Below are 13,598 nucleotides of genomic sequence, written 5' to 3' on the forward strand. Positions count from 1 at the left end.
GCAGGGTTTTTTATTTATGGTCTAGATCGCACGTGGTAACTGACTGGTCCAACGCATTAAGCGAACAGCATCATCATTACGAGCTTGAGTATTGCTTGCCCCTAAAAGCACAACTACAGCTGGACGATTATTCAAAGTCGTATGCATCACCACACAACGCCCAGCCTCATTAATAAATCCCGTCTTTGAAATGTTAATATTCCAGCCACCGTTACGAACGAGAGAGTTCGTATTATTCGATTTCAACACACGATAACCGAGGTTAAAATCATAGGTTGGCGTCGTAGAAAATTGACGAATAAGACCGTACTGTGATGCGGTACTCACCAAGATGCCCAAGTCCCGCGCAGAAGCAACATTGCGAGGATCTAGACCTGTAGACTCAGTAAATTTAGATGAATACATCCCTAAGGCACGTGCTTTATTATTCATAGCAGAGACGAAAGCCGCACGACCTCCTGGATATGTTCGAGCCAAAGCCGCAGCTGCAGGGTTTTCAGATTTCATTAAAGCGAATAATAAGGCTTCAGCACGATTCATTGTGTCACCTACACGCAATGTCGAGCTTGAGTTTTTACCACCCGCACCTGCAAAATCAATGCTTTGCAGCGTAATATTTTCAGACATATTTAATTGTGCATCTGCGATCACAACAGCTGTCATTAATTTTGTAACAGACGCAATCGGTAGAACAGTATTCGTGTTCTTACTAAATAAGACCTCACCCGTATTTGCATCCATGACCAATGCTGCACGCGCGTTCACAGAAGGTTGATTACTATAGCGACTGTTATCAAGAATCTGAGAGGTTGGTGATGTTGAGGTCGCAGGGCCTGTAGATTTACGAATTGTTGTTGTAATCGTGGTTGTTGCTTGAGGGGTATACTCTTCTGAAGAGGAAGTAGAAGCTTTGAGACTATCATTATTTAAGAATTGGCTTGCATCTTCAGATGACCAACTGATGCTCGCCTGCCCCGGTGCAGAATTAGCATGATTAATTAATTCTGCAAAGCTCAATGAGCTCATAGAGAGTAGTACTGATGTAGTCAGCACATGCATTAGCGTTAATTTCTGTTTTTTCACGATAACTTACTCATCTTACGGAGGCATTTTGCATCATTGCTAATCACCTCAAATATGACTTACATTTAGGTACAAACGTGATTAATATTAAACCACGTGATTATGCACAGTATTTTAGTAAAGATTAGGAATAGCATTGCTATTTTTGTTAGTCCAATGCAAGCAATTTTTGCATCATGTAACAAAAAAGTAAGAATAGATTTCAGAGGAGGTGTTTGTGATCACGGTATTAGTGGTAGATGACCATGAGTTAGTTCGTACAGGTATTTGTCGTATGCTTGAAGATCAAGCAGATATTCAAGTCATTGGTCAAGCAGAGTCCGGTGAAGAAGCCATTAGTCTTGTTCGTCAACACCACCCTAATGTCGTCTTGCTCGATGTGAATATGCCTGGTATCGGTGGCGTAGAAACCACTCGCCGTTTATTACAAACAGCACCTGACACCAAAGTTCTCGCCGTCAGTGGCCTAGCGGAAGAACCCTATCCATCACTACTGTTAAAAGCGGGGGCTCGTGGTTATATCACGAAGGGAGCTCCGATCACAGAAATGGTGCGTGCAATTAATAAAGTCATGCAAGGTGGTAAATACTTCAGTGCAGATATTGCTGAACAGCTTGCGAGTTCTTATTTATCTGATACACAAACCTCTCCTTTTGACGCACTTTCTGAACGTGAAATGCAAGTCGCGATGATGGTTGTGAATTGTATTAGTGCCCAAGAAATTTCAGACAAACTTTTCGTTAGCGTAAAAACAGTGAATACTTATCGGTATCGTATATTTGAAAAATTAGGAATCGATAGTGATGTCAAACTGACTCATTTGGCAATTCGTTATGGTTTGATTAAGCCTTAATTTGATCTGAGTATTCCAATGACGTCTGCTGCTTCAATTTCTATTTACCAAACGATCTACCGTCTTGGAACACTATATTCAAGTTATCGTGTCATTATCGCCCTAAGCTTAACGCTCATATTCCTACTGACGATTGATTCTGAACGTTATTTTTATCAATATGAATCAATCTATTTTTACGCTTTACTCCTTTATGTTGCAAGTAGCATCGTACAAACGATCGTTTTAAAATACTTACCACAAGCTATTTCTAAACAAATTATCACCTTATTTGCAGTTGACCTGCTCTTTCTAAATACCCTTACTTTTGCACTCGGTGGTCCCAATATCGCAATTGGGTTATTGTTTGTCATTTCCGTCTTTGCAGCAAACTTTTTACTCAGTAAAAACCAAGCCTTATTCATCACATTAGTCGCGGTGATTGGGGTCGTATATCAACAGTTTTTTGGCAGTTTATTCTCCATTGAAAGTCTAAATAATATTGGTGACAGTGCCTTTCTTGCTTTTTTATTTTTTGTGGTTCATGGCATTGGTCAAGTATCAATACAACGGTTTCAAGTACTCGAATCCGTCAATACACATCAAGCCAATGAACTCTTTAAACTACAAAATATTAATCGCTATATTCTTGAGCAAATCGAAGTCGGTTATCTGGTCTTAGATGATCACTGTAAAATTATCGTCTGCAATCCTGCTGCATATTCCTTACTTGGTATTTCGCCCCTGTACGCTCATGAACAATATAATCTTGCCAACTTCCAACCAGATCTCTATGAAATTCTAAAAAACACATTGGTTGCTCATGGAGAGCGCTTTCAGTTTGAATCTCATCAATCATCCTATACAGTTGATATTCGTGTTCAAAAACTGGTTACGCCTCAACAAGCGCTCACGCTATTAATTTTGGAAGATGCGCAAAAACTTAATCAGAAAGTTCAACAAATGAAATTAGCTTCTCTTGGTCAATTATCAGCCAGTATTGCACATGAAATACGTAATCCTTTAGCAGCAATCGTACAAGCCAATGAACTTAATGATGATTCGGATGAAGAACAAAAACGTATGCTCAATCAAATGATTGCTAAGCAAGCAAAACGTATTGATAAAATCATCAAAGACACATTGGATATGGCAAAGAATAAAAAAACTGCCGGTGTACTGATTCATTTTGAGCAGTTTATGCATGATCTTATTCAACAAGATTTAGCAGATATCAGTTCTCATATCCAATTACAGCTTGAAGCCAATATTGAAGTTTATTTTGATGAAATCCAACTGCGACAAGTTCTGATTAATTTAATTCGCAATGCTATTCGTCATAATGATCCGACCGCAGAGTACATTTTTGTCAGAAGCAGTTGTTCAGAAAATCAAATTTTTATTGATGTTATCGATTTTGGCAAAGGCATCCAACAACATGATTTATCTCAATTATTTCAACCATTTTTTAGTACTGAAACCAATGGAACGGGTTTAGGATTATATTTATCACAAAGTATTTGTGAAGCTAACCAAGCAAAATTGAGTTATATCGAGCAAGAACAGCAAGGTGCATGTTTTCGTATTACATGCCATAAGACAGACGTTTAGATGGATAAGATCAGGTTATGGTAAAGCAACAACCTTTAGTACTTTTAGTCGATGATGAACCTGATTTATGTATGTTGATGCAAATGACCCTTTCTCGGATGGGCATTAAAACGCATATGGCACATCATTTGAAACAAGCGCTACATTTTCTAAGAGAATATAAATACGATGCGTGTATCACCGATTTCAATTTACCAGATGGCAATGGCATCGATTTAGTTAAATACGTCACCCAGCACTATCCGAAGACGCCCATCGCGGTACTGACCGCCTATGCCAATATGGAGTTGGCAATCTCCGCTTTAAAAGCAGGCGCTTTCGATTTCGTCAGTAAGCCCATTAATCAACAACATTTGCATCAATTGCTTAAGAAAGCATTACATACCCCTGCAGTGGATGATGATCTCAATCAGCTTCCACTTGAGGAACAACTGCTGATTGGTGTCTCAGAACAAACTCAACAGCTTCGTACAGCAATCAAAAAAATAGCTCGATCACAAGCACCCGTCTTTATTACAGGTGAATCAGGGACTGGTAAAGAAATCGTTGCGAATCTTATTCATCAACTCAGTAATCGTCATGATCATGCCTTTGTCGCGATCAATTGTGGTGCGATGAATGAAGACCTGATGGAAAGTGAATTATTTGGTCATATCAAAGGCAGTTTTGTGGGTGCTGACCAAGACAAACAAGGGTTAATTCAAACAGCTGACGGTGGAACATTATTTTTAGATGAAATTGCAGAGCTTTCACTCGCCATGCAAGCTAAATTGCTACGAGCAGTTCAAGAAAAGAAAATACGTCCGATTGGCAGTGATAAAGAGCTTGATGTTGATTTTAGAATTGTCAGTGCAAGCCATCAAAATCTTGAGCAATTGGTTCAGCAAGGCAAATTTAGACAAGATCTATTTTTTAGAATTCATGTGATGGATTTACGTCTTACCCCACTCCGCGATAGACCCAAAGATATTCCCGTTCTAGCTCAACATTTTATTGATAAAATCAGTAGTGAATGGCGTATTGAAGCCCCTCAACTATCTCAAGACGCGATACAATTTCTTAAACAACAACCATTTACAGGTAATGTACGCGAACTTAAAAATATCATCGAGCGTGCACTTACACTTTGCGATGATAAGCTCATAGCCGTCGAGCATGTTAAAAGCCCTTCATTAGGCTTAACATCCCCACCTTTAGCACAACAACCAAATAGTCAAATTGAAGCAACTACTGATTTACCTTCTCAGACACCCAAAGGTTTGCCCGAAGAGGGATTAGAACAATACCTTGAGAAAGTAGAAAAAGAAGTTTTAATTAATGCGTTAAACTCAACGCATTGGAACAGAACCCTAGCCGCCAAAAAATTAGGAATGACATTCCGCTCATTACGATATCGTTTAAAAAAATTTGGTTTAGATACTGAAGATGAATAACTTAGCATCACCCCAATATTGATGATATTTAACGGCTTCTTAACAACAAATCAGCTGCGTGTTGGAGGTAAACCTCTTCTTTCATATCCTGCGGCCAAGGATATTCGATATTAGGGGCTATGCCTTGCCCATCAATCTCGACACCATTGGGTGTTAAGTAATGAGATACTGTCATTTGTAGTGCCGCACCATTTTCAAGTGGAAAGAGTTTTTGCACAACACCTTTACCATAACTCTTTTCACCAATGATTACGGCGCGTTGATGATCTTTCATTGCTGCCGTAAATACTTCTGCTGCAGAAGCCGAACGTTGATTAATCAATACTCCGACTTTAAGCCCTGTAAATTCATGTCCAGGTAAAGCTTGGAATTGTTGATCACCTTCTGAACGGCTACGTGTAGATACAATCAAACCCTGATTTAAAAATAAATCTGCCGTTTCCACAGCAGAAGATAATAATCCACCCGGATTATTTCTTAGATCTATTAAAACAGCTTTGAGTTGTTGGCTATGATGCTCATCGATATAACGTTTTATTTCATTCGCAGTATCTTGCTGAAAAACTTTCACCTTTAATAGTAAAACTTGATTACTCAGCATATGTGCTTGTATATCGGCAACATCTAGTTTTTGATTTCTCACTAAAATAATTGGAGATGAGTTCGGTGATCTTTGTAAACTGATGGTTGATCCAATCGAGCCGCTGAGCAAGTCTTTGACTTGATCTTGGTTTAACAATCTAAGCTCTTGTCCATCAATTTTGTAAAGTGTAACGCCGTTGGCCAATCCTAATTTTGCCGAGTCACTATCGGGATCTAAATTTTCGATCTGCCATAAACCTCGTGAGGTATCAAAGCTAAGATCAAAATCGATACTCGCTAAATCCTCCTCGGTATATTTGAGGAGTTGGCGATAATCTTCTGGAGATAAATAGCGAGAGTAACGATCTAGCCCACTCACCAAACCTTGGATCGCTTGTAAAAATAACTGATCGTCAGTGACTTCAGTGACATAGTTTTCTTTTACTGTACCGTAAATCTGAACAAACTGCTGTATAGATTCAATCGGAACTTCTGAACTGTTTGATGACCAGTCTTCTTCTAAAGGATCAACTGCTGGACCCTTAGATCCAGCAGCGAAAGCATGAACCCCATTCAAACTTAAAGCTAGACCTAACATGAGTTTGAATAACAATGGATTCATACTGAGTTCCTTCTTATTTTTTAAACTAAAGTCACTAAATTGCGACCTTTCATTTCAGCAGGAACAGGCAACTGCATTAAATTCAATAATGTCGGTGCAACGTCTGCAAGCACCCCACCCTCTGCAATTTTTGCTTGAGTTGGACCTACATAAATAAATGGCACATGCTCAGTTGTATGTTGAGTATGGACTTGACCACTTTCATAGTCCTGCATTTGTTCAACATTACCGTGATCCGCAGTGATCAACATATGACCTTTCTTCGCCATCACTGCATCATAGACACGACCTAAGCTGACATCCACTGCTTCTACTGCTTTAACGGCAGCATCGAATACCCCTGTATGTCCAACCATATCGCCATTTGCATAGTTCACAACGAGTAAGTCAAATTCACCTGAATTAATTGCATTCACTAACTCATCAGTGACTTCATAAGCACTCATTTCTGGTTTTAAATCATAGGTTGCAACATTTGGTGATGGAATCAAAATACGTTTTTCACCTGGATACTCATCTTCACGACCACCACTGAAGAAGAAAGTCACATGGGCATATTTCTCAGTTTCCGCGATACGTAATTGAGTTTTACCTAAATTAGACAGGTATTCACCAATTGAATTGACCAACGGTTCTGGCATATATGCCACCGGCGCATTAATTGTCGCTTGATAGCGCGTTAACATGACAAATTTCGCAAGCTGAGGCACAACTTTACGCTCGAAACCATCGAAGCCTTGTTCAACAAATGCTTTTGTCAATTCGCGAGCACGATCTGCACGGAAATTCATAAAAACAACAGCATCACCATCTTGTACTGCGGCTACATCCCCAATACGTGTTGCTTTCACAAACTCATCTGACTCTTCAGCAGCATACGCTTGTTCGAGACCTTCCACAGCAGACTCAACTACGCGAACAGCCTCACCTTCTGTTAATAAACGATATGCTTGTTCGACACGATCCCAACGATTGTCACGATCCATTGCGAAATAGCGACCGATCATCGTTGCGATTCGACCCTGACCTGGATATTGGGCAAATAGTGCATCTAATTTCTCTAAAGACGGCTGTGCACTTTTTGGCGGAGTATCACGACCATCTAAGAAAGCATGTAAATAGACTTGAGCACCTTTTTTTAGTGCCAACTCTGCCATAGCAACAATGTGGTCTTCATGAGAGTGAACACCACCTTCAGACAACAATCCAAAAATATGTACTGCTTTTTGATTTTCTTTTGCTTTTTCTACAGCATCAACCAATACTTCATGTTTGTAGAAATCACCAGTACGGATATCTTTGGTAATACGAGTGAAATCTTGATACAACACGCGTCCAGCACCAAGATTCATATGACCAACTTCTGAATTCCCCATTTGGCCATCTGGAAGACCAACATCTTCACCTGAACCTGAAATCAGACCATGTGGATGATTCTGTTTTATTGCAGTTAAATTAGGTGTTTTCGCTGCAAGAAAAGCATTATCTTCGACCGCTTCACGATGACCCACACCATCCATAATGACTAAAACGTGAGGGATTTTGCCAGCAGTTGCATCCGTCATGATATACACTCTTTTCTGTTTACAAATTAATCAACGTATCTTAACGAATTTTTCATTAAGACTCTATCTGAACACGATGGCTTTGATTGATCTAGACCATCTATTTTTCAATTTAAAAATTCTCTAGCGCGCTCGATATAGCAAATAGCTACCTACCGCAAAGATAAGCACAATTGGCAGAAAAACAAACCAAGCGGGAGATGGTGAATACACCAAACTCGCGTACCCTAAGAAGTCTTGTAGGTAGTAAAAACCAAGCCCTACAAATAACGCAATTACTAAACGAAATCCCATGGATTGTTGACGTAAAGGGCCAAAAATAAATGAGCAAGCAATCAGTACAAGTGCCAACAATGCAAATGGCGAAGCCACTTTTTGCCAGAATGCAAGTAAATACGTTTTAGGAACTTGACTATATTCATCCATATAGCGCATAAAACTGATCAATTGACTTGGAGCTAAATCTTCAGGATCAATCGTCACCATATGAACATATTTAGGTTGAAGCGCTAAAGCAACATCCTGCTGAGGAGTTTGAATCAGTCTCGAATAGCCTTCAGGAAAAATATCCATCTGACTGGCTTCAATTAAAGACCATTGTCCATTTTGTACAAATTGACCTTGATTCGCAGTCAAGACTGACTTCAGACGATAATCTTGATCAAAGTCCATCATCTCAACTTGACGTAACTGCCCTTGCGCATTTGCATAGTCAATATAAATAAATCGTTGACCTTCTCTAGTCCAATACCCTTTGACTTCGCCAAGCTCAGCAACAGAACGACGGTCTTTAATACTTTCCGCCCGCTCATTGGTGTAAGGAATAACATATTCACTGAGTAAAAATGAAAGCAATACCAAGAGCATTGCTGAGCGCATGACCCAACCCACAATACGCCACAGGCTAATCCCTGAAGCGCGCATGACAATCAGCTCACTATTTGAAGCCATTGAACCCAAACCGAGCACTGCACCAATCAATGCTGAAATAGGTAAAATTTCATATAAATATTGCGGTGAAGCCCATAGAACATGAATAAGCGCTTGCCAAGCTCCATATCCTTCTTTCAGGCTGCCTAATTCACCCATATAGGTAAAAAGAATTTGAAGGGCTGATAAAATCGCTGTAGCACCCAACATCGCCAGCGCTGTGGTTTTCGTCACATGTTTTGCGACAATTCGACGTGCCAACATTATGATTTCACCTGCTCAATTCGTTTTTTTAACTTAGGTGCTAGTTTTTGTTTACGCGAAAAAATCGCCGCACCCACTGCATAAACAATCAAGATAGCGGGATAAGCCCAAATACCAATCTCATCTTTACTAATTCTGGTTTTAATCGCCATTAATGCCACAATCAAACTGGCAAAAATTAAGAGTGCAGGAAATAATTTTAAATATCGTCCTTGGCGTGGAGTAACCTCAGACAATGCCGTTGCTAACATCAATGCCACAATCAATGTAAATGGCACAAATATTCTCCAGCCCAATTCACTGGCTACTACAGGATCTTCACGAGTTTCAATTAACTTCGAAATTGGTAACGCTTCTACATCACCACTTTCAAATTTCGCCTCTTTATCACTTTCAAGACGCAAACGATATGAAGCAAATTCAGTATGACTATATTTCGGACTATCTTGATAAATTTCGTAACGGCGACCTTGGGTTAAATCAACAACACTCGCTGTTTCACCGACCATTTCAACACGTGTCGCTTCTTTCGCTAAAATCATGATGTCAGGTTTTTCAGGCTTATCTGCTCGCTGATAGAAGAAAATTTCTTTTAAGTTTTTACGATCTTCTGAAAGTGCACCAGCATAAATGGTATAAGGACCTGAGGAGATAAACTCTTTTGGACGTACCAAATCAAAGCCTGATCGAACCGCTTGGGTCGTCGTAAGCTTTTCAAATTCACGTATACCCCATGGAGACATCCATACCATTAATACCGTTTGAATGGCCAAATAAATGGCTGTGAGAGGTAACAATAAACGAGCCAATTGATTACGACTAACACCACTGCCATTGAGAACCGCCATTTCATGATCTACATACAGTCGGCCAAACACCAACATGAGACCAATGAAAAAACCTAAAGGTAAGATCAATGTCAAAAATTCTGGAAGACGGTAGCCAATGATGCTAAATAAAATACTTGCATCCATTCGACCCTGAGCTGCCACGCCAAAATACTTGATCAAACGCCCACCCAACATGATGAGTGTAAGCAATGAAATCACAACCACAGAGGTAGATACCACTTGTTTGACGAGGTAACGTCTTATAATCAAAGTAATCTTCCAAAATTAGGTTAAATCGGCTAGCGCTAGTTTACCCGAATGTTAAAAATATAAAACCTCATTGAAATTCTATCATTGGTAGTGTTTCAATGGTTTAATGATTTAAACGGTCTCAATAGGCACACAACAAGCATATGAAACTTTCAATTAATACATCATTAGCACAAATTTCAGAAAGCCAACATTTGGTTATTTTAGTCGACTCTGAAAACACCCATGCAGTTAAAAGCAACTATCAAATCAACAATTTAGACAGCCTAACTGAAGCAGCTCAATTCAAAGCAGGTTTCAATGAGTCTTTATCGTTATTGGGTCAAATTGAAAATCAACCGAATAGCATTTTACTTGGCTTAGGTCATGCACAAGAAGTTAAAGCTGCAAAATTAGCAAAAATTGCACAAACTATTATCAAAGCTTCACAAAAAAAATTCAAACAAATCAGTGTTGATATTTCAGCTTTGCCGAATGAATTGCACTACTTATTTGCACTTAAACTCACTCAATCTGCTTATGCTTTTGACGAGTTTAAGTCGAAAAAAAATGACTTTATACTCGAACAAGTTCATCTAATTGCATCAAACTCTACGCTAACTTCAAATCAACTCAACTTAATTCAAGCAATTGAAAGCGGTCAAAACGTTGCACGTGATTTAGCAAATCGTCCAGGAAATATTTGTTTTCCTGAATATTTAGCGGATCATGCAGTTGCATTAGCAGCAGAATTCCCAGATTTATTGAAAGTAACCGTGCTAGATGAACAGCAAATTGCTGATCTTGGCATGAATGCATTTCTTGCAGTCAGCAAAGGTTCAGATCGCCCTGGACGTATCATTACTCTTGAATATCAAGGTCAACTTGAACAAGCTCCTATCGTCCTCGTGGGTAAAGGGATCACTTTCGATACGGGCGGTATTTCATTAAAACCAGGTTTAGGTATGGATGAAATGAAATACGATATGGGTGGTGCAGCTTCAGTTTTAGGAACCATGCGCTCACTCTGTGAAGCTCGCATTCCGATTCATGTTGTAGGTGCAATTGCGGCGGCTGAGAACATGCCATCAGGTCATGCAACTCGACCAGGTGATATCGTCACCACGATGAGTGGTCAAACTGTTGAAATTCTAAATACAGATGCCGAAGGTCGCTTAGTCCTCTGTGACACGCTGACCTATGTCAAACGCTTTAACCCAGAACTTGTGATTGATATCGCAACATTAACAGGCGCTTGTGTTGTTGCTTTAGGCTCTGTTTTAACAGGTATGTTCACACCAGATGATGAACTGGCACATGAACTTTCTCAAGCTGGTGAACAATCATTTGACCGTGTATGGCGTATGCCTGTCTATGATGACTACCAAGAACAGCTTGACTCTCCATTTGCTGATATTGCCAATATTGGTGGTCCAAAAGCTGGTGCTGTTACAGCTGCTTGTTTCTTGCAACGCTTCACACGTGAATATCGTTGGGCACATTTAGATGTTGCTGGTACAGCTTGGACATCTGGCGCAGCAAAAGGTGCAACTGGTCGCCCAGTTCCATTATTGGTTCAATTTCTCGCAAATCGCGTAAATTAATGTCTAAAATCAGCTTCTACTTATTTGAAAAGAGTCCAGAACGACAGGTCCAAAGTGCCTGTCGTTTATGTCGAAAAATTCTGCGTCACCCTGCAAAAATATGGATTCATTGTCCAGAATTGAGCATTCAAAACGAACTCGATGATTTACTTTGGAGTTTCGATCCACAGAGTTTTTTGACACATGGCATTGATGATCAATCAGCAGCTATTTGTATTTCGTCTAAGCTCCCTGAAACTCAGGAATGGATCGTGTTTAATTTTCACATTCATGCACTTGAAGATCCTTCACGTTTCAGTCACATTATCGAAATTATTGAAAACAACGAAGCTGCCAAAGAAATTGGACGAGAGAAATATAAAACCTATCGAAAATTAGGTATCTCACCTCAAACACATAAACTTTAGCGCGTTGTCATTGGAAAAAGGAGAATCACGGTGGCCATTAATGTCGGTCAAGATTTTAAAAAACGTTGGTTGAAAGCGCCAGAAGCGGTTCGCCAAGCTTTTATCGACGACCTTAATCGCATCAGTGATTTACTCGAACCTCAAACTCAACCAGAGCAATGGTTAGACCATGATAATCGTGCCCAGCAAGTGGCTCAGTTAAAGGTTGAACAGGCTTATGCGGATGAAAAAGCACGATTAATTGAAGAAGCTCGTATTCGTAAGCAATTGGCTTTAGAAAAATCATTAGCAGAAAAACGTGCACTGCAAGAGGCTTATAATCAAAAGCTTCTACAAGACGAATATCTAAAATTTCAACAACAAACCGATTCGCTCGTACAGTTACGACAAGTGATTGATGCAGAGATCGGTGAATATACTGAAAAATACCAAAAAGTGACTACACCCCATCGGGACTTTTCAGGAAACTCTTCTGCGCATTTATCAATTCATCAAGATTTAGATACGATTCGTTTACGTCTCGAGCTTGAAGCTGAAACCATGATTGAAGATGCCGTACAAATTTTTAAATCAAAACTCCAAGCAGCAGCAAAAGAAGAGATCGAACTTATTTTAAAAAATATATCTCTACCCTCTTAGAGGCTCAAACGGTGGATGCTTAGTGTCATCAAAATGAAACATATTTGTCACACCATGAATGTGATTTAAATGCACTCTGCGATTTGACGGACATGAGGAAAGTATCACCATGGATCTTTTAAACAACATCTCTGAACGAATCACTCATTTGAAATCTGGCGAGCATGTCACGATAAGTGCTCAAGAACTATTGATTAGTCGAGCAGATTTTCAATCCGTTTTGGTGTATCTAAAACATGAGTCTAAAAAAGGTGACTTTTTAATTCAAGATGAAGCTTTGGTAGAGAATTGGTTTGATCGCACATCACTCACCATTAATAAAATTTAAAAGAGCCCACTGAGGGCTTTTTTTAACAGGTTTGAAGTATCAATTTAAGCAAAAAAATCTAAAACGGCTGAGAATATATTTCCCATGCCATACCCCATACCCAGTAAAAGTGCGATCCAAATCCAAGCACCAATAATATTGTAAAACATGAAACTGCTATAGCTCATATATCCAGAGCCAGCAGCGAATGGAGCAAAAGAACGTACAAAAGGGATAAAGCGCGCAATTAAAATGGTCTTACCACCATGTTTTTCGAAATAAGCATTGGTTTTGGCAATATACTCAGGTTTTAACCAACGTGAGTGCTCGCTAAAATATTTAATACCAAGCCATCGCCCTGTATAGAAATTGAGAATATAACCAAGGACTGAGGCGATAAATAATAACAATCCCATATAGTGCAAATGAATCAACTCAGTGGTCGAGCATAAAGCACCGATGGCGATGAGCAAACTGTCCCCGGGTAAAAAAAACATGAAAACGGAACCATTTTCCGCAAATATCACTAAAAATAAAATTGCGTAAATCCATACGCCATATTGCTCTAATAAACTAGGTAAAAGCTGCTCTAAATGCAGTAAAAAATCAATCATTCTGAAGTTCTCTGAGCATGTTGCTT

The 13,598-nt window shown here is 39.5% G+C and carries 12 protein-coding genes and 2 pseudogenes; 8 read left to right on the forward strand and 6 right to left on the reverse strand.

The genetic code is table 11. The annotated features are described in order from the left end of the window. Window positions 1-21 precede the first annotated feature (21 nt). Window positions 22-1,083: a serine hydrolase gene (locus AC1M9K_RS09960; protein WP_481589175.1), complete on the reverse strand. Its 1,062-nt coding sequence runs from the start codon at window positions 1,081-1,083 to the stop codon at window positions 22-24. Between the two features lie 217 nt (window positions 1,084-1,300). On the opposite strand from AC1M9K_RS09960, the gene gacA reads away from it, so the two are divergent. The 4 genes and pseudogenes from gacA to AC1M9K_RS09980 form a co-directional block, all read left to right on the forward strand. Next, window positions 1,301-1,936: a response regulator transcription factor GacA gene (gene gacA / locus AC1M9K_RS09965; protein WP_092767334.1), complete on the forward strand. Its 636-nt coding sequence runs from the start codon at window positions 1,301-1,303 to the stop codon at window positions 1,934-1,936. 18 nt (window positions 1,937-1,954) lie between these two features. Beyond that, on the forward strand, window positions 1,955-3,526 hold the full coding sequence (locus AC1M9K_RS09970; RefSeq protein ID WP_481589176.1) for a sensor histidine kinase: 1,572 nt from the start codon (window positions 1,955-1,957) through the stop codon (window positions 3,524-3,526). A 17-nt stretch (window positions 3,527-3,543) separates the two neighbouring features. After that, a pseudogene (locus AC1M9K_RS09975) lies at window positions 3,544-4,672 on the forward strand (sigma-54-dependent transcriptional regulator); the annotation flags it as partial. A 107-nt stretch (window positions 4,673-4,779) separates the two neighbouring features. Beyond that, window positions 4,780-4,959: pseudogene (locus tag AC1M9K_RS09980) on the forward strand (helix-turn-helix domain-containing protein); the annotation flags it as partial. 28 nt (window positions 4,960-4,987) lie between these two features. Here the strand turns inward: AC1M9K_RS09980 and AC1M9K_RS09985 are convergent. The 4 genes from AC1M9K_RS09985 to lptF all read right to left on the reverse strand — a co-directional run bounded on the left by AC1M9K_RS09985 (window position 4,988) and on the right by lptF (window position 10,022). After that, a complete protein-coding gene (locus AC1M9K_RS09985; RefSeq protein ID WP_228143113.1) occupies window positions 4,988-6,163 on the reverse strand; it encodes a S41 family peptidase in 1,176 nt (391 codons plus the stop codon). A 20-nt stretch (window positions 6,164-6,183) separates the two neighbouring features. After that, window positions 6,184-7,728, reverse strand: a complete 1,545-nt coding sequence (gene gpmI, locus AC1M9K_RS09990) for a 2,3-bisphosphoglycerate-independent phosphoglycerate mutase (RefSeq protein WP_481589177.1) — start codon at window positions 7,726-7,728, stop codon at window positions 6,184-6,186. Window positions 7,729-7,851: 123 nt separating this feature from the next. After that, window positions 7,852-8,922, reverse strand: coding sequence for an LPS export ABC transporter permease LptG (lptG, locus tag AC1M9K_RS09995; RefSeq protein ID WP_035263894.1), 1,071 nt, complete (start codon window positions 8,920-8,922; stop codon window positions 7,852-7,854). Then, entirely contained in the window at window positions 8,922-10,022 is a 1,101-nt protein-coding gene (lptF, locus tag AC1M9K_RS10000) for an LPS export ABC transporter permease LptF (RefSeq protein ID WP_035263893.1), read from the reverse strand. Before lptF ends, lptG begins: the two co-directional genes overlap by 1 nt. 143 nt (window positions 10,023-10,165) lie before the next feature. On the opposite strand from lptF, the gene AC1M9K_RS10005 reads away from it, so the two are divergent. The 4 genes from AC1M9K_RS10005 to AC1M9K_RS10020 all read left to right on the forward strand — a co-directional run bounded on the left by AC1M9K_RS10005 (window position 10,166) and on the right by AC1M9K_RS10020 (window position 12,979). Continuing rightward, entirely contained in the window at window positions 10,166-11,605 is a 1,440-nt protein-coding gene (locus AC1M9K_RS10005; RefSeq protein WP_481589178.1) for a leucyl aminopeptidase, read from the forward strand. Then, window positions 11,605-12,012, forward strand: coding sequence for a DNA polymerase III subunit chi (locus AC1M9K_RS10010; protein WP_092767347.1), 408 nt, complete (start codon window positions 11,605-11,607; stop codon window positions 12,010-12,012). Before AC1M9K_RS10005 ends, AC1M9K_RS10010 begins: the two co-directional genes overlap by 1 nt. Before the next feature lie 30 nt (window positions 12,013-12,042). Continuing rightward, window positions 12,043-12,651 (forward strand): cell division protein BlhA, encoded by a 609-nt coding sequence (blhA, locus tag AC1M9K_RS10015; RefSeq protein WP_092767349.1) that lies wholly within the window; start codon window positions 12,043-12,045, stop codon window positions 12,649-12,651. A 109-nt stretch (window positions 12,652-12,760) separates the two neighbouring features. Continuing rightward, complete coding sequence (locus AC1M9K_RS10020; protein WP_035263886.1) at window positions 12,761-12,979, forward strand: hypothetical protein; 219 nt, start codon at window positions 12,761-12,763, stop codon at window positions 12,977-12,979. A gap of 44 nt (window positions 12,980-13,023) precedes the next feature. Here the strand turns inward: AC1M9K_RS10020 and AC1M9K_RS10025 are convergent, their stop codons facing one another. Then, entirely contained in the window at window positions 13,024-13,572 is a 549-nt protein-coding gene (locus tag AC1M9K_RS10025) for a VTT domain-containing protein (protein WP_092767351.1), read from the reverse strand. Window positions 13,573-13,598 lie beyond the last annotated feature (26 nt).

It is taken from the genome of Acinetobacter sp. 24-47-67 (genome assembly GCF_056779735.1).

What these genes read in the sequence shown, in the direction of transcription:
- AC1M9K_RS09970 (WP_481589176.1), top strand. Translation starts at nt 1,955, where the DNA reads ATGACGTCTGCTGCTTCAATTTCTATTTACCAAACGATCTACCGTCTT.
- AC1M9K_RS09985 (WP_228143113.1), bottom strand. Translation starts at nt 6,163, where the DNA reads ATGAATCCATTGTTATTCAAACTCATGTTAGGTCTAGCTTTAAGTTTG.
- gpmI (WP_481589177.1), bottom strand. Translation starts at nt 7,728, where the DNA reads ATGACGGATGCAACTGCTGGCAAAATCCCTCACGTTTTAGTCATTATG.
- lptG (WP_035263894.1), bottom strand. Translation starts at nt 8,922, where the DNA reads ATGTTGGCACGTCGAATTGTCGCAAAACATGTGACGAAAACCACAGCG.
- AC1M9K_RS10005 (WP_481589178.1), top strand. Translation starts at nt 10,166, where the DNA reads ATGAAACTTTCAATTAATACATCATTAGCACAAATTTCAGAAAGCCAA.
- AC1M9K_RS10010 (WP_092767347.1), top strand. Translation starts at nt 11,605, where the DNA reads ATGTCTAAAATCAGCTTCTACTTATTTGAAAAGAGTCCAGAACGACAG.
- AC1M9K_RS10020 (WP_035263886.1), top strand. Translation starts at nt 12,761, where the DNA reads ATGGATCTTTTAAACAACATCTCTGAACGAATCACTCATTTGAAATCT.
- AC1M9K_RS10025 (WP_092767351.1), bottom strand. Translation starts at nt 13,572, where the DNA reads ATGATTGATTTTTTACTGCATTTAGAGCAGCTTTTACCTAGTTTATTA.